Source organism: Lysinibacillus sp. NPDC093712, assembly GCF_050280025.1.
Classification (GTDB): domain Bacteria; phylum Bacillota; class Bacilli; order Bacillales_A; family Planococcaceae; genus Lysinibacillus.
Genome location: NZ_JBNNUU010000007.1, coordinates 61,489 through 87,932, shown reverse-complemented (window position 1 = coordinate 87,932; position 26,444 = coordinate 61,489). Strand labels below are relative to the sequence as shown.

Below are 26,444 nucleotides of genomic sequence, written 5' to 3'. Positions count from 1 at the left end.
GCAAAAATGGGAGAAGTATGTATTGATGACTGGGTATTAAATATTGAATTAGAAAAGACAAAAAATCTGTATGACTTACAGCTAGAAGTTTGTGACTGTTTGTTTTGTGAAAATTTCCGTCAGGCTAGCCTATTACTTCAAGATGAGGTAATGCATTTTTGCAATGCACTTGGGCTAAACTTACATAAACCATGCCAACTGAATGCTTTTCCAGTAGAAGGCGAGAAAGTCATGTATAGTGGGCACTACTCAGTTTGTGGCGAAATAATAGAAGGTGAATTAGATGGTTGGGATATGATCGTAGGGGAGCATTGCTTTAGTCTAGTTCAAGATGAAGAGAACATACCTTCAGCCATTTTAGAGCCACAGTTTCAAATTGGCTTTGAGGTGGTATTAAAATGGCTATTACCAGAATCTATGGAATTAATCGAGAAATAAGGTGGACAAGGCATGCCTATTTTACAAATAAAAGATGTTACAAAAGTATATGAGGGAAAGGTTACACATCGTGCACTCAATCAATTGAGCTTTGAGGTCGAAGAAGGTGAGTTTTTAGCAGTAATGGGCCCATCGGGAAGTGGTAAAACTACGTTATTAAATATTATTTCTACAATTGACGAACCAACAAGTGGAGAGATCATTTTAGATGGCATGAACCCTCATAAGCTTAATGCTACTGAACTTGCTTATTTTAGAAGAAGACAGCTGGGCTTTGTTTTTCAGGATTTCAATTTATTGCATATGCTCACTGTCGAGGAAAATATCGTGTTGCCATTAACGCTTGATCAACAGCCATTAGAAGTAATGGAAGAGCGTCTTGCAGATATTATAGAAAAGCTTGATTTAGCTTCCTTTTTGCAAAAACGTCCAAATGAAATTTCAGGTGGACAAGCACAGAGAACAGCGATAGGACGGGCATTGATTCATAACCCAAGCCTTATTTTAGCAGATGAACCGACGGGAAATTTGGATTCTAATTCTTCGCGTGATGTACTAGAACTATTAACAAAAATTAATAAGGAAAAACAAACGACAATCGTGATGGTGACCCATGACCCGATCGCAGCTAGTTATTGTGATCGCGTGCTATTTATTAAGGACGGGGAATTTTTCAATGAGATTTATCGAGATGACCGACGTCAAATGTTTTTCCAACGTATTTTAAATGTATTGAGCTTACTAGGAGGAGGGCAAGTAGGTGACCTTTCGACAATTCGCTTACCATAATGTCGTACGGAACAGCCGTATATACGGGGCCTTTTTTATGGCGAGCTTTTTTTCTGTAGCTGTATTTTTTATCTATTCAATGCTGATGTTTCATCCAGATATTGAACGTGGCATTTTAGGAGAAGTATCGTTAGTCGGCATGATTGGTGCAGAAATCGTACTTGTCCTCTTTACATTGTTCTTTTTATATTATTCCATGAGTGCTTTTTTAGAGGCGAGATCACATGAGTTTGCTATTTTATTGCATCTTGGAATGGAAAAACGTCAAATGAACAAGCTAGTCTTTTTAGAAACAATGATTATCGGTGCGGGCTCTATTATTGTGGGCATTATTTTCGGCTTTTCATTTTCGAAGTTTTTCTTCATGATTGTTCGAGAAATTTTGCATTTAGAGGATTTACCGCTCTATGTTTCTTGGCAACCTTTCTTACTGACACTCGGTGTTTTTACTAGTGCCTTTGTCGTTATTTCTTTCATAAGCGTATATTTTACTCGTGAGAGAAAACTTCGCGATCTTATCAAAGGAAATGATTATATAAATAGCGAGACTAGCTATTCAAAAGTTCGTGCAACATATGGCATTGCTTTAATTTTAGCAACCTATGTGCTGGCATTTATCGTTTCACATACGACAATGATTGGTCTTACGTTATTAATACCGTTCTCAGCAACTTTTGGAACTTACTATTTTTTTAGTGATTCAGTGCCATTCTTTTTACAAATTGCACGTGGAAAACGTAAATTTAATTGGCAACGCTATCGCCTCTTATCTTTAGCTGAACAAACACATATTATGAGGGATAATGTGAAAATGTTTTTCGTCGTAACGATGGTATCGACAATGGCATTTTTATCTGTCGGAGTATTGGCTACGATGTCCTCCTATACGACACAATACGATCGTTTAAATCCACTAGGCCTTATCTATAAAGGAGATAGTGATAACCCATATGAAGCTACGCACATTAATTCTCTACGCATCCAATTAGAGGAGAAGGGCTTATCCTATCATTTATCCCGCTTTGTAGTTGTAAAGCAAACTTCCTCATATACACATAATGAGGTCGAGGTATTCCGAGAATCAGATATGAACGTCTTGTTATCCTCTTTTAACTATCCATTGATTAATCTAGAATCTGGAGAGGCAGTATTCATACCATATTCGGAAGAGTCTTTAAAAAAGCTTAAAAATAAAGAAGTTCAAACGGTTTTAGAAGAAAACTCTATACCTATTACGATAGATAGTGTATACCCTAAAATAGTATTCCCAGGATCAATAGTTAGTGTGAATTCTATTGTCATTAGCGATGAAGACTTTGTGAACCTTGTGAAGCCAATTACAAGTAAGGGTGTTGTGCAGCCAAGCTATCATCTTTTTACTTTTGATATTCCTCAATGGATGGAGACAAAGGAAATTGGTAAGGACATAATTGAAATGGCATCAACCGAATATTTTTATAATATTAAGAAGGGCAAGCATAGTCCATTTTACTTTGAAAATGCAGGATTAAATTATTCTTATATACTAGCTACGTACTCATTATTTACATTAGTTGGTGTTTTAGTAGCGACTGTATTTTTACTAGCGGCTGGTAGCTTCATTTACTTTAAACTGCATACTTCACTTGAACGAGAGAAGCGGAAATTTGATGTCTTAAAGCGAATGGGGTTAACAGATATAGAGTTGAAAAAGCTGGTCAATCGCCATCTATTCCCGCAATTTTTCTTACCGTGGAGTGTTGCCATGATGCACAGTGCCTTTGCCTTTTTTATGGTTCAAGGTATTTTAAAGGATATTGCTAATATTTCAATTGTTAAAGAAGTTTTCTTTGCTTTTGGTTTTTTTGTTGTTATTCAAGTAATTTATTTTTACTTAATCCGTTGGCGATATATCTCACATATCCGTTCTTGAAAACTTGTACAAAAGAGAAAAAAATGAATTTTTTGACGGTAATAATGACATGAAGTAAAAAGACTCATTGTCTTTTAGATACATTTCTTATATAATATTACTGAATAATGATTCATTTTATACGATAAGGGGATGGTGTAATTGAATTTAGTTTCATGTGTTCGTCAACAAGCAGCAGAGCAACCGGAAAAAATTGCGTATCATTTTATGGGGAAAGATACGACGTATGGGGAATTTGAACAGACGATTGGTCGCTTTGCACAGGGATTACAAGATTTAGGGGTACAAAAAGGGGACCATGTGGCGTTTTTACTCGGCAATACGCCACATTATTTAATTGCTTTATATGCAACGATGCGATTAGGAGCTACAGCAATTCCTGTAAATCCAATTTATACGCCAGATGAGATTTCTTATATTTTACGTAATGGAGATGTCAAGGCGGTAATTGCGCTCGATGCATTGCTTCCATTAGTAGAAGTAGGTGTACAAGCCTTTCCAGAAGTCGTGACATTTGTAGTGTGTGAAACAACACCAGATGTAGCTGAAAAAGTAGCTACTTTATCGGAAGCGGCGAAGGCGAGAACACATTTATTTTCACAAGTCATTGCGCGTGCATCTGGCTCACTAGAACCAGCGGACGTAGCAGATGATGATACGGCTATTATATTATATACATCGGGCACAACAGGGAATCCAAAGGGTGCCATGCTGTCCCACGGAAATGTCTATTCAAATGCGCGTGACGTCTCTACCTATTTAGGATATAGAGCTGATGACCGCATTATTGCAACATTACCTGTTTTCCACGTATTTGCGTTAACGGTAGTTGTCAATGCACCTTTAATCAGTGGCGCAACCGTTTTGCTTGCACCACGATTCAGTCCAAGTGAAATTTTCGCATTGGCGAAGGAACAACAGGCAACGGTCTTTGCTGGTGTCCCAACGATGTATAACTTTTTACATTTATTACCTGAAGGCAAGCCGGAAGATTTTTCGACAATTCGTTTAGCCATTTCAGGAGGCGCATCTTTACCTGTTGCACTATTACATAATTTCGAGCAGAAATTTAATGTACGTGTATCAGAAGGGTATGGCTTATCAGAAGCTTCACCTGTAACATGCTTCAATCCTTTAGACAGAGAACGGAAAGCAGGCTCCATCGGTACATCTATTAACAACGTCGAAAATAGAGTCGTTGATATCAATGGAAGAGAAGTTCCTGTTGGTGAGGTTGGCGAGTTAGTCGTTCATGGGCCAAACGTGATGAAAGGCTACTACAAAATGCCTGAAGAAACTGCGATGGCCATCCGTGATGGTTGGTTATATACAGGGGATCTTGCAAAAGTAGATGACGAAGGATATTTTTATATCGTTGATCGCAAAAAGGATATGATTATTGTTGGGGGCTATAACGTATACCCGAGAGAAGTCGAGGAAGTGTTGTTTGCTCATGACAATATCGTAGAGGCTGCAGTAGTGGGCTATCCAGACCCTAACTTCGGTGAAGCAGTTCATGCATATATTGTGCTCAAAGAAGTAACGGCAACTACAGCAGATGATATATTAGAGTACTGTGCAAAACATATGGTGAAATACAAGGTTCCGAAAGTCGTTGAAATCTTGGAAGAGCTACCGAAAAATACAACAGGTAAAATTTTGCGTCGTTCTTTAAAAGCGACAACAGTATAAGATTTTTACTAGAATTCATGTCCACCACAGAAAGTTCAGTGGTGGGCTTTTTTTTTGAAAATTTTTAATTGTATGGGTGCCTGGCACTTAAATATGACTAAATAAGTTGAGTGCATAGAGCCGTAGTGATAAAATCAGTCATGTGCAAACTACATACTTTAAAAGGGCTTGTCATATAGTAGGGGAGTAGTAACTTGTATACTATGTTGTATTGATTTGGAACCCTTTTGTGCGTAACAACGTCCAAGCTTTTAGGAAAAATTAAATTGAAAGAGAGCATACAAAAACAATGATAGGACTCATTCAAGAGTTAATTAGTTTTATAATGCATATTGATGTGCATTTGGAAGAAATTATTCGTGATTTTGGTAATTGGAGTTATCTCATTCTATTTGCAATTGTGTTTGTCGAAACAGGTGTCGTCATTTTTCCATTTTTACCGGGTGATTCATTACTGTTCGCTAGTGGTACATTAACAGCAGCAATGGGAGCCTTTGATTTATGGATTCTAATTCCTGTCTTTTTGGCTGCAGCAATTTTAGGGGATACAATGAATTATCATATAGGTCACAAAGTTGGTACTTCGATTCCACCTAAGAGCTTATTAGGCCGAATTGTTAAAAAGGAACGTATGGAGGCTGCGGAGAAATTTTTCAACACACATGGTGGGAAAACGATTGTTATTGCTCGATTCATGCCATTCATTCGTACGTTTATTCCATTTGTTGCAGGGGCAAGTAAGATGCATTATAGTTACTTTTTACTGTACAACATAGTAGGTGCAGTTTTATGGGTATTTAGCTGTACATTACTTGGTTATTTCTTTGGTAATATCCCAATTATTAAAGATAATTTCTCGGTAGTTCTTATTTTAATTATATTTATCTCAGTAGTACCAGCAGTTATTGGTGCTTTCAAATCTAAATTTGGGAAATAAATAGATGCCTCTGAAATGATTCTGAGGTATTCAGACTATAGACAACTTGAAAATTTCGAGTTTGTTTATAGTCTTTTTTATTTAAATATATTTTGAATTGCTACTCGCAAATTATGCTCTGTGTTCCAAATAGAGTTGCTAATATCCACTCCAAATATAGAAAATGCCATTTCATTTTATTGTTTAATGTAATTATTTTCTGAACAGTATATGGATTTCTTATGATTTATTTTATAATGCGATTAAAGGCTTATAACAAACACGATATGTTGTGTGGCAAAGTGGATGTTTATCAAAAAAGTATTATTTAGGACAACTCCAGTTACATAAGTAATAAATAGCCAATTATATAGGTATATGTTGGTTGAAGTGTAAGAAACAAATAATATAGTGCTGAAAAAATAAGCGTAAGGTACTGAAAGATGCTATAATAATTACTAAAAAATGGTGAATTGGAGGCAACGAAATGGAAGTATTTATCGGAAGACAGCCAATTTTTAATCTTCACGAACAGGTCGTTGCGTATGAATTGTTGTATCGAAATAAAAATGAAAATTCATTTCCTAATGTCGACTCAGATGCTGCAACTGTGGATGTGTTAGTGAACTCATTTTTATCAATAGGTATTGACGAGGTGACGAAAGGGAAGCCTTGTTTTGTTAATTTTACGGAAAACTTGCTTATGAGTTCAATCGAAGAATTTTTAAATCCTTCGCAAATTGTTATTGAGATTTTAGAGGATGTACCACTAACACCCAAATTGGTTGAGCGTGTCATTGAGCTGAAGGCGCATGGATTTACAATGGCTTTAGATGATTTTATTTTAAACGAAGATGTACAAATATATGAAAAACTTTTCCCTCATATTGATTATATAAAAGTGGATTTTTTATTATCCTCTTTGCTTGAACGAATGGAAATTGAAAATATGGTAAAAGAAAATTTCCCTCATATTAAATTGCTTGCTGAAAAAGTGGAAACACAAAAACAAGTTAAAGTAGCTAAGCATTCAGGCTATGAGTTATTCCAAGGCTATTTTTTTGAGCAGCCTCAAATTATTAGAGCAATGGATATACCTGCAAATGCTATTCAATATTTCCATATAATTTCGCTTTTAAAAGAAGAAGAGCCAAATGTTCATCTGTTAGCGGAAAATATCGAACGAGATATATCGTTAACGTATAAATTATTAAAAATGATTAATAATTCTAGTAGACGTTCAAAATCTAAAGTGCGTTCAATTAAGCAAGCTATTTTATTACTTGGTTTAGCAAATCTACGTAAGTGGATCTATTTATTAGCTTTGCGTGAATTTGATGGTAAAACGGATTCAGATCTTTTTCAAGAATTAATGCGTACATCTTTGTTTAGAGCAAAAGTTTGTGAAAAATTAGCAAAGCTATCCTATAAGCAAAACTTTTCTGAGTATTTTTTAGTCGGGATGTTTTCATTAATTGATACGATCTTACAAAGACCGATGAATGCTATTTTGCAACAATTACCTTTTTCAGAGGCGATTACGGAAACAATTTTAGGTGGACAAACCGAGATGACACCATATTTAGAGTTTAGTATTGCCCTAGGTAAACTAGATTGGGAACGTCTAGAGCAATTAGCACCTCAAATAAATATTGAAATGGCAAGTATTGATGTTTTATATAATGAAGCTTTAGAATGGGCAGAAACATCATTATAATTAAGGAAAAACTACAGAAAATAAGCTACCGATGTTCACAAGGTAGCTTTTTTTGTTTGTTAGGTCGAGTTTCTCTTCATCAAGATGAAGTTCTCAACGTCAAAACTATTTGCTATAATCATGTCGTCTTTAGAAAAATTCTGATAGTTGAAGTGGGCGTGAGAAAATGAATCAATCACAAGATGTAAAGGCAAGTATTCTGGAATATGTGTATGTAATTGTTGGTGCCGCAGTAGTGGCAATTGGTTTTAATGTATTTTTACTACCAAATCAAGTAGCTTCAGGAGGCGTTAGCGGTATAAGTACCATTTTACATGGCTTATTTGGCTGGAATCCTGGACTAGTACAATATGCATTTAATATCCCGTTGTTTTTAGCTGGAGTTCTAATACTTGGTAAAAAATTTGGCGTAAAGTCTTTTGTTGGTACAATAACGTTACCGTTTATCGTCTTATTAACGAATAATTGGGAACCTTGGACTGATAACCCTTTACTTGGTGCACTTTTTGGCGGAATTGTTGTCGGATTAGGAATAGGTCTAGTCTTTAAGGGGAATGCTTCTACTGGTGGCACTGATTTACTAGCTCAAATTATTACAAAGTATACCGGATTTTCGCTTGGTACAAGTGTACTATTAATTGATGGCATTATCGCAATTAGTGCAGCAATAGTTTTTGACTTAGAAAAAGGACTCTATGCCTTAATCGGCCTTTATGTCACAACAAAAACGATTGATATTATTCAGCTTGGATTTAGTCAATCTAAAATGGTGTATATTATTACGTTGAAACAAGATGAAGTGCGTGATGCGATATATGCTGAAATTGATCGTGGTGTGACAAAATTGCCTGCAATTGGTGGTTATACCGGAGAAGCACGACCAGTTTTAATGGTTGTTGTCTATCAAACAGAGTTCACAAAGCTGAAACAACTCATTAAAAGCGTTGATCCATCTGCGTTTGTCATCGTTTCTGATGCTTACGAGGTGTTAGGTGAAGGTTTCAAACGTGCATAAATTTGGTATAATAGCAATGGTAAGATATTCATTTACTTAGGAGGGGTACTAATGAAAAAAGCAATGTTAACATTAGTGTTCGGTTCAGCAATTTTCTTAGCTGCATGTGGTGGCGGCGGAGAAAAAAATAATGCTACAGGTAATAACAATACGGCTGCTGAACCAGACGGTAAAGCTATCGCAATGAAGTCATGTGTTTCTTGTCACGGTGGTGAGCTACAAGGTATGGGTAATACACCTGCACTAAACAATGTAGGTTCTCGCTTATCTGAAAAAGAAATTCTAGATGTAATTAACAATGGTCGTGGGGCTATGCCAGCTGGACTTATTAAAGGTGCAGACGCTGAAGCTGTTGCTAAATGGTTAGCGACTCAAAAATAAATAAATGACAAAAACTAGCGGTTCTGGAGACCGCTAGTTTTTCTATTTGTTACATGTAAATGGTATCTCTCTCGTTATTTTGCACTTGTATGTTACACCGCTGTCTAGAAGTAAGTATAATAGTGTTACTAAATAAACATGCAAACAAGTGTAATTTCATTTCTTTTATACATAGGCATGCTAAAATAAAACAATATTCAATTCGTTTGAATGGAGGCTGCAAACATTGGTCGTAGTATTGACAAGGGACGTAATGGAAAAATTTAAGTTAGAACTATTAGGCGGCGAGGAAGGTATTGGACGAACTATTACTACAAGTGATATTTCTAGACCTGGGTTAGAGATGGCTGGATATTTTACGCATTATCCTGCCAATCGAGTACAATTGCTAGGGAAAACGGAGCTTTCCTTTTTCGAAATGTTACCAACGAATGTTAAACTAGAACGCATGCGTTTACTATGTTCACAGGATACGCCGGCTATCATTATATCGCGTGACCTAGAAGTGCCTGAAGAACTTATTCAAGCTTCAAACGAAAAGCACGTACCCGTATTTAAAACACATATGACGACAACAAAATTTTCGAGTAGACTAACCAATTATTTAGAGGGACGTTTAGCACCTATGACAGCTGCGCACGGCGTGTTGGTCGATGTATATGGTATTGGTGTGCTCATTATCGGAAAAAGCGGTGTTGGGAAAAGTGAAACAGCGCTAGAACTTGTAAAAAAAGGGCACCGACTTGTTGCGGATGATTGTGTGGAAATTCGTCAGGAATCTGAGGATTTTTTAATAGGTAGTCCGCCACCGCTTCTAGAGCATTTACTGGAAATACGAGGTATTGGTATTATCGATATTATGACACTCTTTGGTGCAAGTGCCGTACGACCTTATAAGCGTATAACTTTAATTATTGAGTTGGAAATATGGGATCCTACCAAAGTATATGATCGTTTAGGTTTAGAAGAAGAGAAAATGAAGATAATTGATACAGAACTGACAAAACTAACAATTCCAGTACGACCTGGACGAAATGTATCCGTAATTATCGAAGTGGCAGCAATGAATTACCGTTTAAAGAAAATGGGTGTCAATGCAGCTGAAGAGTTTTCAAGAAGATTAGATGAAGTCATTTCTTCAACAGATGAATTAGACGATTAATAGGTAACAGATCGTTAAATATTGAGAGGAGCATAATATGGATTTATTACTTTTAGACATTAACCCTGTAGCCTTTCATTTAGGGCCGATTCCTGTACGTTGGTACGGATTGTTAATTGTATCGGGGATTATTTTAGCATATTTTGTTGGACAAAGAGAGGCTGTAAAACGCGGATTGCCCGAAGATTTTTTAGCTGACTTGTTATTATGGGCAGTACCAATTTCTATCATCTGCGCGCGCATCTATTATGTTTCTATGCGTTGGGATTATTATAGTGAAAATCCAGGTAGCATTATTCAAATTTGGAATGGCGGTATTGCTATTCATGGTGCGCTAATAGGTGCATTTGTGACGGCTTACATATTTACTCGGAAAAAAGGGGTAAGCTTTTTACGCGTGGCAGATATTCTAGCGCCAAGTCTTTTAATTGGTCAAATTATTGGCCGTTGGGGCAATTTTATGAATCAAGAGGCATTTGGTGGACCAGTGTCACGTTCATTTTTAGAAAACCTTATGCTACCAGATTGGATTATTAATCAAATGTACATCGAAGAACTAGGCACATATGTACATCCTACGTTTTTATATGAATCTGCATGGAATTTTGTCGGCTTATTAATTTTACTGGCATTACGTAAAGTGAATTTAAATCGTGGGGAAATATTCTTTAGCTATTTAATTTGGTACTCAATCGGTCGTTTCTATATAGAAGGTTTACGTACAGATAGTCTATATTTAATTGGTGACATACGATCAGCGCAGGTTGTTTCAATTATTGGTATTGTCGTAGGGCTTGGGGCAATTATTTACCGAAGATTGAAAGTAAAGCCCGCAGTGAAATATTTGGACAATAAGTAAGGAGTGTAAAGGATGGCTGTAAAAGCATTGCTTTTTGATTTTGATGGTACGCTATTAAATACAAATGACTTAATCATTCAATCATTTATGCACGTTTTAGAAGAGAGATTTCCCGGGCAATATTCGCCAAAAGATTGCCTGAAATTCATGGGTCCGTCATTAAAACAGACATTTAGTGATTTAACGCCAGGCGAAGAAGACGAAATGATGGCAAAATATCGCGCTTGGAATGAACCGCATCATGATGAGCTTGTAACCGAGTTCCCTGATGTTGTGTCAACTTTAGAGCAATTAAAGTCGATGGGTATTAAATTAGCCATTGTCTCAACAAAGCGCAATGCTATGATTGATCGAGGCTTGAACATTCTAGGTGCTAGTCATCTATTCGATGTGATAATAGGGACAGATGATGTGCAAAATGTGAAGCCAGATCCAGAGCCAGTTTTACTTGCTTTATCTCGTCTAGGTGCAGCAAAGGAAGACGCCATTATGATTGGTGATAATTCTCATGATATTGAAGCTGGACATAATGCGGGTGTAAGAGCTGCAGGTGTTGCATGGTCAATAAAAGGGGAACAATATTTACAGCAGTTTAACCCAGAATATATATTGCAACATATGAAGGATTTACTTGATATTGTGAAAGAGGGGTAAATGCATGGCGCGTAAAACAGAAAGATATCGTGTCGAGGGAGCAAACTCGCTATGGAATGTATATGATACGGTGTCCTTTTGGAAGGTGATGAAGTGCTTCATTGTCATTCAAATTGGACGCTTCACACCTTTTTTACGCGTGAAGAACTGGCTGTATCGCACTTTTTTAAAAATGAAAATCGGTGACCAAACATCTATAGCTTTAATGGTTATGCCAGATACGATGTTTCCGGAGCGTATTCATGTCGGAAATAATACAGTCATTGGCTTTAATACGACAATTTTAGCGCATGAATACTTAATTGAAGAATATCGTCTAGGGGATGTCCATATTGGCAATGAAGTGATGGTAGGTGCTAATTCAACTATTTTACCTGGAGTGACGATAGGTGACGGAGCCATCGTGTCAGCCGCAACACTAGTACATAAGGATGTACCTGCAGGCTGTCTGGCAGGTGGTAACCCGATGCAAATTATTTATACAGCAGAACAGATGGCCGAGCGCAAACAGAAGGAAGTTGTGCAATGGTGTACGCCGAAAAAGTAAAAAAGTGTTAGATTGACTGCAGTCAATCTAACACTTTTTTATTATGCCGTTGATGTCCGCTACGGCGGTGCTTTCCGCGGGCACATTGTAAGCCGCAACCCTCGCTAACGCGCGGAATGCCCGCGTCTTACGCTGCGTGCGTTCCCGCAGGAGTCACCGCCTTCGCTACCATCAACTAGTGCTATCTGCTAAATTTTATCTATTGCCAGTTTTCATTTTGCATTGAGGAAATATTCTACATCTTTAAAAATTTATTATGCCGTTATTATTCGCTCCGGGGGCAACTTTTTGCGGGCACACCGTAAGCCGCAACCTTCGCCAATGCGCAGAATGCCAGTGTCTAACTTTATGTGCTGTACCTGTAGGAGTCGCAGCCTTCGCTAACATTAACTCATACTATCACGATTTGCTAAATTTTATTTTAGGTTTACATGCGCTATGCTATTAGGCTCTATAAAAGTTCCACTTTATATAAATAGGTGTATAATTAACTGAATAATAAGTAATGAAATTTTTAGATAATTCAGTGCGTAATATATTGACTGAATAAAAGGAATGCGTTAAAATACTTTCATATTCTAATTCTCTAGTACTCTAGTGAATTAAAGTGAAACGTAAGGAAGTGTCAACATGTCAGCGATTAAAATGTTTGAAAAGCCACTTGGTATGCGCGATAAATTTCCGCAAATTTATGAAAAAGTAGAAGCTGTAAGACATACAGGTCGAAGCTTTTTACGCTCAAGAGGCTATGAATTTATAAAAACGCCTACAGTAGAGTATTTCGATACAGTAGGTAAAGCATCTGCAATTTCCGATGCGCATCTATTCAAGCTTGTAGATAGTCAGGGCAATACGCTCGTCCTACGTCCTGATATGACAACGCCGATTGCTCGAGTAGCCACTTCGAAATTATTAAAAGAAATGATACCGCTCCGCTTAGCTTACTTTGCTAGTGTATTCCGTGCACAGGAAACAGAAGGTGGACGGCCAGCAGAATTTGAGCAAATGGGTGTTGAGCTAATCGGTGATCATTCGGTATTTGCGGATGCTGAGGTAATCGCTACAGCAATGGAACTGTTAAAGCAGTTTGGCATAGAAAATTTCAAAGTAACGATTGGACATGCAGGTGTCTTAAATTGTATTTTACAGGACTATACAGAAAGTATCGAACAAGAAGATGCACTACGCACTTTGCTTGTGCAGCGTAACTACGTAGGCTTTGAAGAGGCAGTGGCATCATTTGATTTACCAAAAACAAAATCAGATGCATTGTTACAATTTATTGAAGAGGCAATGACTTTAAAGGAAATTCGAGATATCGAAAAATATGTGCGGAAAAATGACGCATTAGAATATATGCAACAGCTTGCAAAATTGTTAGAAGTTGCGGACTTAGCTCAATATGTTGCGTTTGATTTTACCCTATCAAGCCATATGAGCTATTACACAGGCATGTTATTTGAAGTGTTTGCATCAGGCAGCGGTTTCCCTTTAGGAAATGGTGGACGTTATGATGGATTACTTGAAGTATTTGGCTCAAAAGTTGGGGCTACAGGCTTTAGTATTCGTGTAGACAGACTATTAGAAACGATAACAGCGCAAGCTTTGAAAAAGGAAGAAGCTGTCGTTGTACTATTTGAGGAAGCAAACTTTGAGGTAGCTCTTGAAAAGATACAAGCTTTACGAGCAGCAGGAAAACAAGCGACCTTACAGTTAAGAAGTAGTTTAGTCGATGAAGCAGCCTTTTTAACGCATTTTACTGAGGTAGTTGTTGTTGGACAGGAGGAAGTTCGCGGTGAATGAATTAACAATTGCTATGCCAAAAGGGCGCATTTTTGAAGAGGCATACCAAATGCTGATCGAAGCAGGCTTTAATTTACCAGAAGAGGTTGAGATGACGCGTAAATTAATGATAGAAATTCCTGAAGAAAAAATTCGTTTTATACTAGCAAAACCTATGGATGTTCCTGTGTATGTCGAGCACGGTGTTGCAGATATAGGTATTGCCGGAAAAGATGTCTTACTGGAACAACAGCGAGTCGTCCATGAGCTTCTTGATTTAAGAATAAGTACATGCTATATCGCATCAGCAGGCTTACCTAATACGACGATGAATGAAATCGCGCCACGCATTGCGACAAAATATCCGAACATTGCGATGAAGTACTATAAAGGTATTGGCGAGCAAGTAGAAATTATTGAATTAAATGGGTCGATTGAACTTGCACCGATGATAGGCTTAGCGGACCGCATTGTCGATATTGTGTCGACAGGACGTACCCTCAAAGAAAATGGCTTAGTGGAGTATGAGTTTATTACAGATGTATCCTCACGCTTAATCGCCAATCCAGTGAGCTATCGGATGAAAGGTGATCGCATCATTGACCTGGTAAAACGCTTGAAAAATTGCGTCGACTAATAAAATGTCACGTGCTTCTACTTATAAATTAGTTGCAAAAGAGCACTGCACGAATTGCTAGAAATCAAAGGGGACTTTTTTCATGAAAATAACAAAGTTAGCAAAAGGTATTTCCTTGAAACGACCACTTGAAGGTGGCAACGAAGAACAATTAAAGGTTGTACGACAAGTATTGGCGGATGTCCGAGCACAAGGTGACATCGCAGTACGTACATATACAGAAAAATGGGATGGCTTTGCTCCTGATAATTTACGTGTCACAAAGGAAGAAATTGCAGAGGGCGTAAACGCGATAGATGCACAACTATTTGCTGATTTAACGGAAGCTGCACAAAATATACGTCTCTATCATGAGCAACAAAGGCGTTCTGGCTATCGCATGGAATTAGCAGATGGCTCCTGGCTTGGACAACGTATTACTGCGCTCGATGCAGTAGGTCTTTACGTTCCAGGGGGGACAGCTGCATATCCCTCCTCCGTATTGATGAACGTAATTCCTGCACAAGTAGCTGGTGTTAGGCGAATTGTTATTACATCACCTGCTGGTCGTGATGGTAAATTACCTGCTGGCGTGCTTACTGCTGCTCATATTTTAGGAGTAGAAGAAGTATATAAAATTGGTGGTGCACAGGCAATTGCGGCACTTGCCTACGGAACGGAAACGATTCAAGCGGTCGATAAAATTACAGGCCCTGGTAATATTTTTGTTGCACTTGCTAAACGTGAAGTATTTGGTGAAGTCGCAATTGATATGATTGCGGGACCAAGTGAAATTGCAGTAATTGCAGATGAAACAGCCTTTGCAGATGAGGTTGCTGCAGATCTTTTATCACAGGCAGAGCATGATAAGATGGCTTGTGCCATTTTGGTGACAACATCTGAGCAACTTGCTAATAACGTAGCACTTGAAGTGGAAAAGCAATTAGCCACTTTACCACGTGAAGAGGTAGCACGTGCATCAATAGAAAATTATGGTGCGATTTATCTTGCTGAAACGATGTCAGATGCAGTAGACGCAATTAACTCATTAGCTCCGGAACATTTAGAAATTGTTACAAAAAATGCGGAAGCTGTGTCAGAGCAAGTACGTCACGCCGGCGGTATCTTTATCGGGCGATATAGCTCGGAGCCTGTTGGTGATTATTTTGCAGGCACAAACCATGTATTACCGACAAACAGCACAGCTCGTTTTGCAAGTGGTTTAAATGTAGATGACTTCGTAAAAAAATCGAGCATCGTTTATTATACTGAAAAAACTTGGGCCGCTAATGCCCCAAAAATTGCACGATTAGCTCGCATGGAAGGCCTAGAGGGACATGCTCGTGCAGTCGAATCTCGTGGATGGGAAAAGGAGTAAAACGATGACAGAACAGAAACGCTACGCAAAGATTGAACGGACAACTAATGAAACGCAAATATCAGTAGCCATTGATTTAGATGGTGAGGGCAAAGCGGATATACAAACAGGTGTTGGTTTTATGGACCACATGTTGGATTTATTTATTAAACACGGTCTTTTTAATGGCACAATACAAGCGAACGGTGATACGCACATTGATGATCACCACACGACAGAAGACCTTGGCATTGTGTTAGGACAAGCAATTCGTGAAGCACTTGGTGATAAGAAAGGCATTAAACGTTACGGTAACGCCTTTGTCCCAATGGATGATGCACTTGCTCAAGTCGTGGTCGATTGCTCAAATCGTCCGCATTTAGAATATCGCGTGCCCGAGCTAAAAGAAAAGGTAGGCACTTTTGACACAGAATTAGTGCATGAGTTTTTATGGAAATTCGCACTTGAAGCAAGAATGAATGTGCATGTAATTGTCCCATATGGTCATAATACGCACCATATAATTGAAGCTATCTTTAAGGCGTTAGCCCGTGCGATTGATGCGGCAGTTGAGATTGATCCTCGTGTTAAAGGTGTACCTTCAACAAAGGGGCTGTTAACGTGAAAATCGGTGTAATCGACTATGGGATGGGCAATTTATTTAGTGTCGAGGAAGCATTAAAACGCCTTGGCTGTGAGGTCGTTGTAACAGCAGATGAAAACGAGCTAGATGCAGTCGATGCACTTTTACTGCCAGGTGTGGGTGCTTTTCCAGATGCTATGAAACGCTTAGCGGAAACAAAATTAGATAACTATCTACAAAAAGTAAAGGCAGAAAATCGACCATTGCTCGGTATTTGTTTAGGGATGCAGTTACTATTTGAGGAAAGTGCAGAAGTGACGTTAACGAAGGGGCTTGGGTTCTTCAAAGGGAGTATTCAGCGCTTTAGTGGTGTTCAAGGGAAACAATCATATCGAGTACCTCATATGGGTTGGAATGAACTGATTGTGACGAATCGCCCTGCATGGTTAAAAGATGAAGCAACTGCTGAGCATGTTTATTTTGTCCATTCATTTTATGCGACAAATATTGATACAACAGAGCTTGTGGCTTATGCAGACTATCATGGTATTGAAGTGCCAGGAATAGTTGCAAACGGCTCTATTACAGGTATGCAGTTCCATCCTGAAAAGTCGGGTGAGTTAGGCGTGTACTTATTAGAACAATGGTTAAAAGGGGTGGCGGCGTGCTAACAAAACGTATTATTCCGTGTCTTGATGTAAAGAATGGGCGTGTTGTCAAAGGTGTACAGTTCGTTTCATTGCGCGATGCAGGAGATCCGGTAGAGCTTGCAAAGTTTTATGATGAGCAAGGGGCAGATGAGCTTGTATTTCTAGATATATCTGCATCGCATGAAGGTCGCGAAACAATGGTCGATGTGGTGCGTCAAACAGCGGCGACATTAGCTATTCCATTTACCGTTGGCGGTGGTATTCGCTCGTTAGAGGATATGAAACGTATTTTACGAGCAGGTGCCGATAAAGTATCCGTTAATACATCTGCTTTAGAACGTCCAGAGCTTATTAAGGAAGGTTCTGACTTCTTCGGTGCTCAGTGTGTAGTGGTTGCGATCGATGCCCGCTACAGTGAAGAAGACGGTACGTGGATGGTGTATACGCACGGAGGCCGCAACAAAACATCATGGCGAGTGATAGAGTGGGCAAAAGAAGCTGTTCGCTTAGGTGCTGGTGAGATTTTATTAACAAGTATGAATCAGGACGGAGAAAAATCTGGCTTTGATTTAGCGTTAACAAAGGCGGTAAGAGATTCCGTGACAGTCCCCGTCATTGCAAGTGGTGGTGCAGGGAATGCCGAACATTTTTACGAAGTATTAGCAGATGATGTAGATGCAGATGCAGCACTTGCAGCATCCATTTTTCATTACAAGGAAACGAGAGTAGCGCAAGTAAAACAATACCTACGTGAAAAAGGAGTGGCAGTTCGATGATTGATAACATTAAATTTGACGATAAAGGTCTTGTGACAGCTGTTGTGCAAGATGCCAATACAAAAGAAGTATTAACAGTAGCTTATATGAAAAAAGAGTCATTAGAAAAAACATTGGAAACTGGCGAAACATGGTTTTACTCACGTTCTCGCGAAGAGCTATGGCATAAAGGAGCTACAAGTGGAAACGTACAAAAGGTAGTATCTATTAAAGCCGATTGTGATGGCGATGCATTAGTTGTAGAAGTACTTCCTGCTGGCCCAGCATGCCACAATGGAACGACTTCTTGCTTTACTAATGTACTTCAGGAAAACGCTAAAGTTGGCTCTGTTGGTATTATCCCTGAACTAGTCAAAGTAATTGAAAAGCGTGAGCAAGAAATGCCAGAGGGAGCATACACTACATATTTATTCGATAAAGGCATCGATAAAATTTGTAAAAAAGTTGGAGAAGAAGCAACAGAGGTTGTCATCGGTGCAAAAAATCGTGATGCAGAAGAGGTAAAATGGGAAGCGGCAGATTTAATTTACCATCTATTAGTTTTACTACAAGAACAAAAAGTAAATGTTTTTGATGTATTGCATGTGTTGGAAAAACGTCACGAGGAGAAATAACAGCATATCGCTTATTGTATGGTATAATATAAGTTACTGTAAAAAGGAACGTATGATGCGTTCCTTATTTCTTGTTTCGGAGGAAATATTTTGGAAAAGAAACGTCAAAAAGAGAAGCAAACGAATGTCGTATCGTTCATTCCAACAGGCGACTATTATTATAAAAAATCAATTCAAGCGATGAATAGCGGACAGATGGATAAAGCCTATAAATATTTACAGCGTGCTGTTGATTTAAGTCCAGATGATCCAATGATTTTATTGCAATTAGCGATTGTAGAATTAGAAGGTCAAGGTTTTGAAGAAGCCTATGATTTACTTCGTCGTGCCTATCAATTAGATCCAAATGAGCCGGAAATTATATTTTATATGGCGGAAGTGTCTGGGTGTGTCGGCATTATTCAAGATGCCAAACGCTTTGCGGAGCAGTACTTAGAAATGGAACCTGAGGGTGCTTATGCAGATGAAGCGGCGGAAATATTGGAGTTTGTAGCTTTTGAACAAGATGATTATGAAGAGCTTGAAGGCAGTGGCGAGGATTTATATCGTCAGGAGCAAGCTCGTCGTTGTATGGAAAAGGGAGATTTTCCAGAAGCGATAAACATTTTAGAACAACTAGTAGAAGATAGACCAGAATTTTGGTCTGCATACAATAATTTAGCTTTGGCTTATTTTTATGTCGGTGAAGCAGAGCAGGCAAAAGCAATCTTAAACACTGTACTGCGAGAAAATAAAGGAAATTTACATGCGTTATGCAATTTAACGGTTATTGCGTATTATGAGAAAAATGATGAAGAATTAAATGCCCTGTTAGAAGTATTGGTGAAAATACAGCCTTATGCTTGGGATCATCGTTATAAACTAGGTGCAACGCTTGCACTTATTGGTCAATATGAAATAGCCTTTAAATGGCTACGAAGCATGCAAAAACGTGGCTATTTAGGTGATCCAGGATTTTACTTTTGGTTATCGCATGCGGCATATTTCTCTGGTTATGATGAAATTTCAAAGGGTGCTTGGGAGCAGTTGCTTGAGCTTGATCCAGAGAAAGAGGGATTTGAACCTTGGCGTCAGCATGAAAATACATATGAGCTTGACGCATTAGAACATGATCGTGATTTCATTGTAGCTAAACTTGAAAGTGAATATATAAGTGATCGCCTATTCGGTTTGTTTTTACTAAAAGGTACAGCGCATAAACAGGAAATCATTGCTCATCCTAAATGGATAGATGTTGAACAATTTGATGCTTTTGAAAAGCTTTTTTTAGCTTATGCACTTGGTCATCAGTTTGATGAGAAAAACAAAGTCGAGGCAAGCTTTTTAAGAGCCGTCCGTGTATCAGAGATATTATTAGAGCAATATGGGAAAATGACAACATTAGTTGCACCGATGTTTCAAATGTGGTTTGTGCTTTGTGAACAAGCACTTAGTGAAAATTATCGCTTTACAAATCCAGCAGCAATTGCAGGTGCAAATGATTTCTTATTCCGCTCATCTCGCATGTTGAAGGTGACGAAAAAGGAAATTGCAGAGCAGTATGGGATATCTGTGTCTACATTATCTAAATATATTGAAGAAATGTTAACGTTTTTACCAACGAGTTAAATTTAGGTTGTGAGCAACATAGTTGAATAACTTAATGCTTTCACATACGATGAACATACTAACGTTATTATAAAAAAGTTTTACAAGTTTAGGAGGAAGTATGTATGTCAGAAGAAAAAATTTATGATGTTGTAATTATCGGAGCAGGACCTGCCGGCATGACTGCGGCTGTTTATACATCACGTGCAAACCTTTCAACGCTAATGATTGAGCGTGGTATTCCTGGCGGACAAATGGCGAATACAGAAGAAGTAGAAAATTATCCAGGGTTTGATACTATTTTAGGGCCTGAGCTATCTACTAAAATGTTCGACCATGCGAAAAAATTTGGCGCTGAGTATGCATACGGTGATGTTTCAGAAATCATCGATGGAGAAGAATACAAAATCATTAAATCTGGTGCTAAAGAATATAAAACACGAGCAATTATCCTTTCTACAGGTGCAGAATATAAAAAAATGGGTGTACCAGGTGAAAAAGAGCTTGGTGGACGCGGTGTCAGCTATTGTGCAGTATGTGATGGTGCATTCTTTAAACAAAAAAATCTCGTTGTCGTAGGTGGTGGGGATTCAGCTGTTGAAGAAGGTGTTTATTTAACACGTTTTGCTGATAAAGTAACAATTGTTCACCGTCGTGATAAACTACGTGCTCAAAAAATTCTACAAGATCGTGCATTTGCAAACGATAAAATCGATTTCATTTGGAATTCAACAGTAACAGAAATTAACGAAGCTAACGGTAAAGTAGGCAGCGTTACATTACAATCAACTGTTGACGGCACTGAATCAGAATTTAATGCTGATGGCGTGTTTATCTATATTGGTATGCTTCCATTAACAAAACCTTTTGAAGCATTAGGAATTTTAAATGAAGCTGGTTATATTGTGACAAAAGATAATATGGAAACTAAAGTACCAGGTATTTTTGCTGCAGGAGATGTACGTGAAAAAACACTTCGCCAAATCGTAACTGCGACTGGTGACGGTAGTATTGCAGCACAAGCAGCACAACATTATGTGGAAGAATTATTAGAAAAAATTAACGCATAATAGGCCTAAAAAAACAGTTCGTATCGAATGCCAGCGTTCAGCGACAAAAAGCTGATTGCTATTGGCCGTTATTACCGGAAAAAAATACAATTTTTTAATACGGTTTTAATATTGCTGTAACTTGAATGACATATAAAAGGTGTATTATTTAGAGTGTAATTAGCAATCCCCCTTTTATTTTTTTAGTAGGTTGTTTCCGCCTAATTAGGTGGGAGCAACCTATTTTTGATATTTGTTTTAGTGCCAGTCACTAAAACAATTCAGAATTCTTATGAGTTGTGCCAGTACCAGTCACTAAAACAATTCTGAATTTAAGTGAATCGCTCCATGTAAATTCCTACAGCAACAGTACAAAAAGTAAGGGGCAACTAACAACCGTGCGATAGCGACAGTTGCGGTTAACGTTTGTTGTACGGAAAGCGAAGTGGAGTTTTATGCAATAATAAGCCTGACGTTTAGGCTTATTATTTTTGAATGTGTCATGTCTAACGATAGAAAACTGTATACTATAAGTATGATGATTCGTGTAAAATAACTGTCATTGGGAGTACGACGAGCCTTTATGCAAAAGAAACAAAAACCCTAAATGATGATCTAATATAATCAATTTTTTGCGCAAGATACCATAGTTGTGAAATGAGGACAAACTCTGATAGGTCTTGCTATAATAAAAAATATAATGCAAAAGAGATTAGAGGTGTGTCTATGCAAAGAATTGCAAACTTAATTGCCGTAAAAGACGGCAAAGTATTATTACTTCAAAAGCCGAGACGGGGCTGGTATGTAGCACCAGGCGGAAAAATGGAGAGCGGTGAGTCGATTTATGAGGCTGCTTTACGTGAGTTTCAGGAAGAAACAAATGTTATACCATTGAACGCGCATCTAAAGGGTGTATATACGATGATAATTAAAGAAGATAACGTTAAGGTGGATGAATGGATGCTCTATACTTTTATGGCGAAAGATATAGAAGGAGTACCATTCGAAGAAACAAGAGAAGGTAAGCTTGCATGGCACCCAGTTGGGGATTTAAAACATTTGCCGATGGCTGAAGGTGATCGAACAAATTTACAATTTGCTGTTTCGCAATCAGGCATTCAGTACGGCACATTCGAATACACGAAGGATTTTGAATTGCTTCATGAGAAAATACAAATATCAATAGAACAATAAAGGAGCTGCATGACAGTGGTGGTTGAAAGTCAACAATGTACACATGAATTGGTCATTATTACAGGAATGTCTGGAGCTGGGAAGACCGTAGCTATTCAAAGCTTTGAGGATTTAGGGTATTACTGTATTGATAATTTACCACCAGCGTTACTCACGACTTTTTTAACTTTACTTAGGGATTCAGGTAAAAATATTACACGTATTGCAGCTGTCATGGATATGCGTGGCGGCAACTTTTTTGATTCGCTTATTGGTGCGCTTGACCAAATATTAAAAGAAGGCGACATCATTGTCCGCATTTTATTTTTAGATGCAGATGATGCAACGCTTGTAAGACGTTATAAGGAAACAAGACGTGCACATCCATTAGCTGTAACTGGTTTACCGCTAGATGGTATTAAACAAGAACGCGTACTTCTATCAGAAGTAAAAGGTCGCGCTAATTTTGTTTATAATACGTCTAACATGAAACCAAAAGAGCTACGCGAGAAAATCGTTAAAGAATTTGCAAGTGATGCAGATCATACTTTTTCAATTAATATTATGTCCTTTGGATATAAACACGGTATGCCAATAGATGCAGACTTAGTATTTGATGTGCGCTTTTTAAAAAATCCTTATTATGTAGAGGAATTGCGCCCTAAAACTGGTTTGCAAACTGAAGTCTCTTCTTATGTATTAGCGTTAGAGGATACACAAATCCTTATTCAAAAACTAACGGATTTGTTTGAATTTATGATACCGCTTTATAAACAAGAGGGGAAATCACAACTTGTCATTGCTTTTGGTTGTACAGGAGGACAGCATCGTTCGGTGACTTTAGCAGAATATTTTGGCGCTTGCTTAGCCAAAAAAGAAAATGCTGTGATATCGCACCGTGACATCAATCGAAGAAAGGATTGAGTGAATGGGGAAAAAGCATACAAGGCTAGTTGTAATAGGTGGTGGTACTGGCCTTTCTACGTTACTACGTGGTTTAAAGCATCACCCGTTTGATATCACTGCAATCGTAACAGTTGCGGATGATGGTGGTTCCTCAGGACGTTTACGTGATGATTACGATATCCCTCCGCCTGGTGATGTTCGCAATGTCATCGCTGCATTATCGGATGTGGAGCCACTCGTTGAGCAAATGTTTCAATATCGTTTTTCAGTATCAGAGGATTTAAATGGTCATTCTCTTGGCAATTTAATGTTAACGGCATTAACAGATATTACCGGGGATTTTAGCCATGCTATTAGCGAAATGGGAAAAGTTTTAAAAGTACATGGTCGAGTAATTCCAGCGGCTAATAAAAAAATTACTTTAAATGCCGAGTTAGAAGATGGGATAGTTATTGAAGGCGAGTCGAAAATCCCAACTGCTGGAAAGCGCATTAACCGCGTTTTTTTAGTGCCTGACAATGTGCAACCGCTACCGGAGGCAATACGAGCAATTAATCGAGCTGACTATATTTTAATTGGACCTGGAAGCTTATATACGAGTATTATTCCTAATTTGCTAGTAAAAGAAATTGGAGAAGCTGTCGTAAGAGCCAAAGGACGAAAAATTTATGTATGTAATTTAATGACCCAAAAAGGTGAAACGATTTCTTATACAGCAGGTGACCATGTTGAGGCTATTCACAAGCATGTTGGAGATTCTTTTATTGATGCTATTTTAGTAAATGATGAACAGCTTCCGCACCCTGTTAAAGAGCTATATAAAGAAGAATGTGCGGAGCCCGTAACATTTGATGTTGGTAAGCTGGAAAGTATGGGATTAGAGGTTATTAAACGTGATATTGCAACCATTCGACCAGATGGGACAGTTCGCCATAATTCTGCAAATGTAGCACAATGGCTTGTGGATTATGCAAAAATCTTACCGAAAAAGTAAGGGAGCCTACAATAGAGTCCTAAAGAATGCTTGTTGTATATGGTAAGATGAACATATACATAGAAATAAAGGTCGAAAGGAGGGCGTAATATGTCATTTGCTTCAGAAACGAAAAAAGAGCTAACGCAAGTAGAAGCGGACGATTATTGTATGAAAGCAGAAGTATCTGCTTTAATTCGTATGAATGGTTCATTATCTTTTGCTAACAAGCAACTTAGTTTAGACGTGCAGACAGAAAATGCTGCAATCGCTAGAAGGCTTTACACAATTATGAAGAAGTTGTATCCCTATAACGTCGAGCTACTTGTACGTAAAAAAATGCGTTTGAAAAAGAACAACGTTTATATATGTCGTGTGCGAGAAGGGGCGCGTGAGTTACTCATTGATTTAGCGATAATTTCGGATGATTTCCAATTCAATCACACGATTTCTAAAGAGCTTATTAAAAAGAGTGGCCATAAAAGAGCTTACTTACGTGGAGCATTTTTAGCAGGTGGCTCGGTAAATAACCCAGAAACGTCTGCCTATCACTTAGAAATTTATTCTTTGTATAAAGAACACGGTGAAGCATTAATGGATTTGATGAATGAATTCGAGTTAAATGCAAAAACAATTGAACGAAAGAAGGGCTTTGTGACATACTTAAAAGAAGCGGAAAAGATTTCCGATTTTTTAAACATTGTTGGAGCTCATCAAGCAATGATGAAATTTGAAGATGTTCGTATATTACGCGATATGCGAAATAGTGTTAATCGTATTGTAAACTGTGAAACAGCAAACTTGAATAAAACGATAGGCGCTGCACTACGCCAGGTAGAAAATATTCGCTTTATCGAAAATTCAATAGGGCTGGATCAGCTGCCTGAAAAGCTTCGTGAAATTGCACGCTTACGTGTGGAATATCAAGATGTAACGTTAAAAGAACTTGGTGAAATGGTATCAAGTGGAACGGTTAGTAAATCAGGAGTTAACCATAGATTGCGTAAAATAGACGAAATAGCAGATGCATTAAGAAGAGGTGAAAAAATAGGCGGTTAAGCTTTCATACAAAAGACAGAAAGCTAGTGCAATCGCTTATTGTTCTTCTACTGCTAAGTGCGGTAATATAAAACTAATAGATGAACGGTAGTGAAGGAGAGAATTGCGAATGACTGAGAAAACAGTCCAGGTAAAATTAAAATTAGGACTACAAGCTAGACAAGCAGCGTTATTTGTACAGGAAGCAAATCGTTTTAGTGCTGATATTTTTCTTGAAAAAGACGAGAAAAAAGTAAATGCCAAATCCATTATGGGTGTAATGAGCTTAGCTATTGCTAAAGGTACAAAGGTTGTTTTAAGCAGTGAAGGTAGCGATGCAGAGCAAGCGGTTACATCATTAGCTGCTCTTATTGAAAAGGAAGACTAAATTAAAAGACCTCTAAGTCACCTGGACTTAGAGGTTTTTTATCATTATCGCCGTCGCTTTCCGCTCAGCACAATTATTTGAGTGCCTTTATTTGAGTGCCTGGCACTAGTTTAATTTAAAATATTCTGAATTGTTTGAGTGCCTGGCACCCATAAAAAAACCGCTAAGTCGCATGGACTTAACGGTTTTTTCTAATTAGCGTTCGTTACGTACAAAAATATGGTCGATTAAGCCGTATTCTTTTGCGCGTTCAGCTGTCATGAAGTTATCACGGTCAGTATCTCTTGAGATGACTTCTAGTGGCTGACCAGTACGCTCAGATAAAATACCATTTAATTTTTCACGAAGGAATAAAATGCGTTTTGCAGCAATTTCAATTTCAGTCGCTTGACCTTGTGCACCACCAAGTGGTTGGTGAATCATTACTTCTGCATTTGGTAATGCATAGCGCTTACCAGGTTCACCAGCAGCAAGTAGGAAAGCACCCATTGATGCAGCCATACCAATACAAATTGTTTGTACTTTTGGCTTGATGAATTGCATTGTATCGTAGATTGCCATACCAGCTGTAATAGAACCACCTGGTGAGTTAATGTAAAGAGAAATGTCTTTATCCGGATCTTCTGCTTCTAAAAATAGAAGCTGCGCAACGATTGAGTTTGCAACGTTGTCATCAATTGCACTTCCTAATAGGATAATACGGTCTTTTAGTAGTCGTGAATAAATGTCATAAGCACGCTCACCACGACTTGTTTGTTCAATAACTGTAGGAATTAAATTCATGTTAAATCCTCCTTAAAAAGCTAAATTCGAATACTTTTACTGAAATCATCCATTATATTTCAGTTGTAACCTTATCATACACATTAT

27 protein-coding genes are annotated in these 26,444 nt (G+C 38.1%); 26 read left to right on the top strand and 1 reads right to left on the bottom strand.

The annotated features are described in order from the left end of the window. The first annotated feature begins 6 nt into the window (after window positions 1–6). The 26 genes from ACQKNX_RS20485 (at window position 7) to ACQKNX_RS20360 (ending at window position 25,574) form a co-directional block, all read left to right on the top strand. A complete protein-coding gene (locus ACQKNX_RS20485; RefSeq protein ID WP_427430450.1) occupies window positions 7–438 on the top strand; it encodes a hypothetical protein in 432 nt (143 codons plus the stop codon). Window positions 439–450: 12 nt separating this feature from the next. Further along, window positions 451–1,227, top strand: coding sequence for an ABC transporter ATP-binding protein (locus tag ACQKNX_RS20480; protein WP_340822484.1), 777 nt, complete (start codon window positions 451–453; stop codon window positions 1,225–1,227). After that, window positions 1,199–3,139: an FtsX-like permease family protein gene (locus tag ACQKNX_RS20475; protein ID WP_427430449.1), complete on the top strand. Its 1,941-nt coding sequence runs from the start codon at window positions 1,199–1,201 to the stop codon at window positions 3,137–3,139. Before ACQKNX_RS20480 ends, ACQKNX_RS20475 begins: the two co-directional genes overlap by 29 nt. Before the next feature lie 141 nt (window positions 3,140–3,280). Beyond that, window positions 3,281–4,831 carry a fatty acid--CoA ligase family protein gene (locus ACQKNX_RS20470; RefSeq protein WP_427430448.1) on the top strand — a complete coding sequence of 517 codons (1,551 nt, stop codon included), beginning with the start codon at window positions 3,281–3,283 and terminating at the stop codon, window positions 4,829–4,831. A 292-nt stretch (window positions 4,832–5,123) separates the two neighbouring features. Further along, window positions 5,124–5,768 carry a VTT domain-containing protein gene (locus tag ACQKNX_RS20465; protein ID WP_401014574.1) on the top strand — a complete coding sequence of 215 codons (645 nt, stop codon included), beginning with the start codon at window positions 5,124–5,126 and terminating at the stop codon, window positions 5,766–5,768. A 466-nt stretch (window positions 5,769–6,234) separates the two neighbouring features. Then, window positions 6,235–7,464, top strand: coding sequence for an EAL and HDOD domain-containing protein (locus ACQKNX_RS20460; RefSeq protein WP_427430447.1), 1,230 nt, complete (start codon window positions 6,235–6,237; stop codon window positions 7,462–7,464). 166 nt (window positions 7,465–7,630) lie between these two features. Continuing rightward, window positions 7,631–8,479, top strand: coding sequence for a YitT family protein (locus tag ACQKNX_RS20455; RefSeq protein ID WP_401020032.1), 849 nt, complete (start codon window positions 7,631–7,633; stop codon window positions 8,477–8,479). A gap of 51 nt (window positions 8,480–8,530) precedes the next feature. Further along, a complete protein-coding gene (gene cccB, locus ACQKNX_RS20450) occupies window positions 8,531–8,860 on the top strand; it encodes a cytochrome c551 (RefSeq protein WP_427430446.1) in 330 nt (109 codons plus the stop codon). Window positions 8,861–9,086: 226 nt separating this feature from the next. Beyond that, window positions 9,087–10,022 (top strand): HPr(Ser) kinase/phosphatase, encoded by a 936-nt coding sequence (gene hprK, locus ACQKNX_RS20445; protein ID WP_340822494.1) that lies wholly within the window; start codon window positions 9,087–9,089, stop codon window positions 10,020–10,022. A gap of 37 nt (window positions 10,023–10,059) precedes the next feature. Further along, a complete protein-coding gene (gene lgt, locus ACQKNX_RS20440) occupies window positions 10,060–10,881 on the top strand; it encodes a prolipoprotein diacylglyceryl transferase (RefSeq protein ID WP_427430445.1) in 822 nt (273 codons plus the stop codon). Window positions 10,882–10,893: 12 nt separating this feature from the next. Further along, window positions 10,894–11,535 (top strand): pyrophosphatase PpaX, encoded by a 642-nt coding sequence (ppaX, locus tag ACQKNX_RS20435; protein WP_427430444.1) that lies wholly within the window; start codon window positions 10,894–10,896, stop codon window positions 11,533–11,535. A 4-nt stretch (window positions 11,536–11,539) separates the two neighbouring features. Beyond that, window positions 11,540–12,082, top strand: coding sequence for an acyltransferase (locus tag ACQKNX_RS20430; protein WP_340822498.1), 543 nt, complete (start codon window positions 11,540–11,542; stop codon window positions 12,080–12,082). A 630-nt stretch (window positions 12,083–12,712) separates the two neighbouring features. Beyond that, on the top strand, window positions 12,713–13,885 hold the full coding sequence (locus ACQKNX_RS20425) for an ATP phosphoribosyltransferase regulatory subunit (RefSeq protein ID WP_427430443.1): 1,173 nt from the start codon (window positions 12,713–12,715) through the stop codon (window positions 13,883–13,885). Beyond that, window positions 13,878–14,501 carry an ATP phosphoribosyltransferase gene (gene hisG, locus ACQKNX_RS20420; protein WP_340822501.1) on the top strand — a complete coding sequence of 208 codons (624 nt, stop codon included), beginning with the start codon at window positions 13,878–13,880 and terminating at the stop codon, window positions 14,499–14,501. The genes ACQKNX_RS20425 and hisG overlap by 8 nt, the downstream gene beginning before the upstream one ends. An 82-nt stretch (window positions 14,502–14,583) precedes the next feature. Then, complete coding sequence (gene hisD, locus ACQKNX_RS20415) at window positions 14,584–15,858, top strand: histidinol dehydrogenase (protein ID WP_427430442.1); 1,275 nt, start codon at window positions 14,584–14,586, stop codon at window positions 15,856–15,858. Between the two features lie 4 nt (window positions 15,859–15,862). After that, window positions 15,863–16,462 (top strand): imidazoleglycerol-phosphate dehydratase HisB, encoded by a 600-nt coding sequence (gene hisB / locus ACQKNX_RS20410; RefSeq protein ID WP_340822505.1) that lies wholly within the window; start codon window positions 15,863–15,865, stop codon window positions 16,460–16,462. Then, the gene (gene hisH / locus ACQKNX_RS20405; RefSeq protein WP_427430441.1) at window positions 16,459–17,091 is read left to right on the top strand and encodes an imidazole glycerol phosphate synthase subunit HisH; all 633 of its coding nucleotides are present in this window, start codon (window positions 16,459–16,461) and stop codon (window positions 17,089–17,091) included. The genes hisB and hisH overlap by 4 nt, the downstream gene beginning before the upstream one ends. Continuing rightward, the gene (gene hisF / locus ACQKNX_RS20400; protein ID WP_427430440.1) at window positions 17,085–17,846 is read left to right on the top strand and encodes an imidazole glycerol phosphate synthase subunit HisF; all 762 of its coding nucleotides are present in this window, start codon (window positions 17,085–17,087) and stop codon (window positions 17,844–17,846) included. The genes hisH and hisF overlap by 7 nt, the downstream gene beginning before the upstream one ends. Beyond that, window positions 17,843–18,460, top strand: coding sequence for a bifunctional phosphoribosyl-AMP cyclohydrolase/phosphoribosyl-ATP diphosphatase HisIE (gene hisIE, locus ACQKNX_RS20395; RefSeq protein ID WP_427430439.1), 618 nt, complete (start codon window positions 17,843–17,845; stop codon window positions 18,458–18,460). The genes hisF and hisIE overlap by 4 nt, the downstream gene beginning before the upstream one ends. Before the next feature lie 90 nt (window positions 18,461–18,550). Beyond that, complete coding sequence (locus ACQKNX_RS20390) at window positions 18,551–20,068, top strand: tetratricopeptide repeat protein (protein WP_427430438.1); 1,518 nt, start codon at window positions 18,551–18,553, stop codon at window positions 20,066–20,068. Between the two features lie 104 nt (window positions 20,069–20,172). Beyond that, window positions 20,173–21,117, top strand: coding sequence for a thioredoxin-disulfide reductase (gene trxB / locus ACQKNX_RS20385; RefSeq protein WP_427430437.1), 945 nt, complete (start codon window positions 20,173–20,175; stop codon window positions 21,115–21,117). Window positions 21,118–21,822: 705 nt separating this feature from the next. Then, window positions 21,823–22,290 carry an 8-oxo-dGTP diphosphatase gene (locus tag ACQKNX_RS20380; protein ID WP_340822515.1) on the top strand — a complete coding sequence of 156 codons (468 nt, stop codon included), beginning with the start codon at window positions 21,823–21,825 and terminating at the stop codon, window positions 22,288–22,290. A 9-nt stretch (window positions 22,291–22,299) separates the two neighbouring features. Further along, a complete protein-coding gene (gene rapZ / locus ACQKNX_RS20375; protein ID WP_340822516.1) occupies window positions 22,300–23,193 on the top strand; it encodes an RNase adapter RapZ in 894 nt (297 codons plus the stop codon). Between the two features lie 4 nt (window positions 23,194–23,197). Next, a complete protein-coding gene (locus tag ACQKNX_RS20370) occupies window positions 23,198–24,169 on the top strand; it encodes a gluconeogenesis factor YvcK family protein (protein WP_427430436.1) in 972 nt (323 codons plus the stop codon). Window positions 24,170–24,259: 90 nt separating this feature from the next. Continuing rightward, window positions 24,260–25,207, top strand: coding sequence for a DNA-binding protein WhiA (gene whiA / locus ACQKNX_RS20365; protein ID WP_427430435.1), 948 nt, complete (start codon window positions 24,260–24,262; stop codon window positions 25,205–25,207). A gap of 109 nt (window positions 25,208–25,316) precedes the next feature. Then, complete coding sequence (locus tag ACQKNX_RS20360) at window positions 25,317–25,574, top strand: HPr family phosphocarrier protein (RefSeq protein ID WP_173479449.1); 258 nt, start codon at window positions 25,317–25,319, stop codon at window positions 25,572–25,574. 195 nt (window positions 25,575–25,769) lie between these two features. Here the strand turns inward: ACQKNX_RS20360 and clpP are convergent, their stop codons facing one another. Further along, window positions 25,770–26,357, bottom strand: a complete 588-nt coding sequence (clpP, locus tag ACQKNX_RS20355) for an ATP-dependent Clp endopeptidase proteolytic subunit ClpP (RefSeq protein WP_024363901.1) — start codon at window positions 26,355–26,357, stop codon at window positions 25,770–25,772. Between the last annotated feature and the right edge of the window lie 87 nt (window positions 26,358–26,444).

What these genes read in the sequence shown, in the direction of transcription:
- hisIE (WP_427430439.1), top strand. Translation starts at nt 17,843, where the DNA reads ATGATTGATAACATTAAATTTGACGATAAAGGTCTTGTGACAGCTGTT.
- ACQKNX_RS20380 (WP_340822515.1), top strand. Translation starts at nt 21,823, where the DNA reads ATGCAAAGAATTGCAAACTTAATTGCCGTAAAAGACGGCAAAGTATTA.
- ACQKNX_RS20485 (WP_427430450.1), top strand. Translation starts at nt 7, where the DNA reads ATGGGAGAAGTATGTATTGATGACTGGGTATTAAATATTGAATTAGAA.
- hisB (WP_340822505.1), top strand. Translation starts at nt 15,863, where the DNA reads ATGACAGAACAGAAACGCTACGCAAAGATTGAACGGACAACTAATGAA.
- cccB (WP_427430446.1), top strand. Translation starts at nt 8,531, where the DNA reads ATGAAAAAAGCAATGTTAACATTAGTGTTCGGTTCAGCAATTTTCTTA.
- ACQKNX_RS20430 (WP_340822498.1), top strand. Translation starts at nt 11,540, where the DNA reads ATGGCGCGTAAAACAGAAAGATATCGTGTCGAGGGAGCAAACTCGCTA.
- ACQKNX_RS20460 (WP_427430447.1), top strand. Translation starts at nt 6,235, where the DNA reads ATGGAAGTATTTATCGGAAGACAGCCAATTTTTAATCTTCACGAACAG.
- ACQKNX_RS20455 (WP_401020032.1), top strand. Translation starts at nt 7,631, where the DNA reads ATGAATCAATCACAAGATGTAAAGGCAAGTATTCTGGAATATGTGTAT.
- hisD (WP_427430442.1), top strand. Translation starts at nt 14,584, where the DNA reads ATGAAAATAACAAAGTTAGCAAAAGGTATTTCCTTGAAACGACCACTT.
- ppaX (WP_427430444.1), top strand. Translation starts at nt 10,894, where the DNA reads ATGGCTGTAAAAGCATTGCTTTTTGATTTTGATGGTACGCTATTAAAT.
- whiA (WP_427430435.1), top strand. Translation starts at nt 24,260, where the DNA reads ATGTCATTTGCTTCAGAAACGAAAAAAGAGCTAACGCAAGTAGAAGCG.
- clpP (WP_024363901.1), bottom strand. Translation starts at nt 26,357, where the DNA reads ATGAATTTAATTCCTACAGTTATTGAACAAACAAGTCGTGGTGAGCGT.
- rapZ (WP_340822516.1), top strand. Translation starts at nt 22,300, where the DNA reads ATGACAGTGGTGGTTGAAAGTCAACAATGTACACATGAATTGGTCATT.
- ACQKNX_RS20425 (WP_427430443.1), top strand. Translation starts at nt 12,713, where the DNA reads ATGTCAGCGATTAAAATGTTTGAAAAGCCACTTGGTATGCGCGATAAA.
- trxB (WP_427430437.1), top strand. Translation starts at nt 20,173, where the DNA reads ATGTCAGAAGAAAAAATTTATGATGTTGTAATTATCGGAGCAGGACCT.
- ACQKNX_RS20360 (WP_173479449.1), top strand. Translation starts at nt 25,317, where the DNA reads ATGACTGAGAAAACAGTCCAGGTAAAATTAAAATTAGGACTACAAGCT.
- lgt (WP_427430445.1), top strand. Translation starts at nt 10,060, where the DNA reads ATGGATTTATTACTTTTAGACATTAACCCTGTAGCCTTTCATTTAGGG.
- ACQKNX_RS20370 (WP_427430436.1), top strand. Translation starts at nt 23,198, where the DNA reads ATGGGGAAAAAGCATACAAGGCTAGTTGTAATAGGTGGTGGTACTGGC.
- ACQKNX_RS20480 (WP_340822484.1), top strand. Translation starts at nt 451, where the DNA reads ATGCCTATTTTACAAATAAAAGATGTTACAAAAGTATATGAGGGAAAG.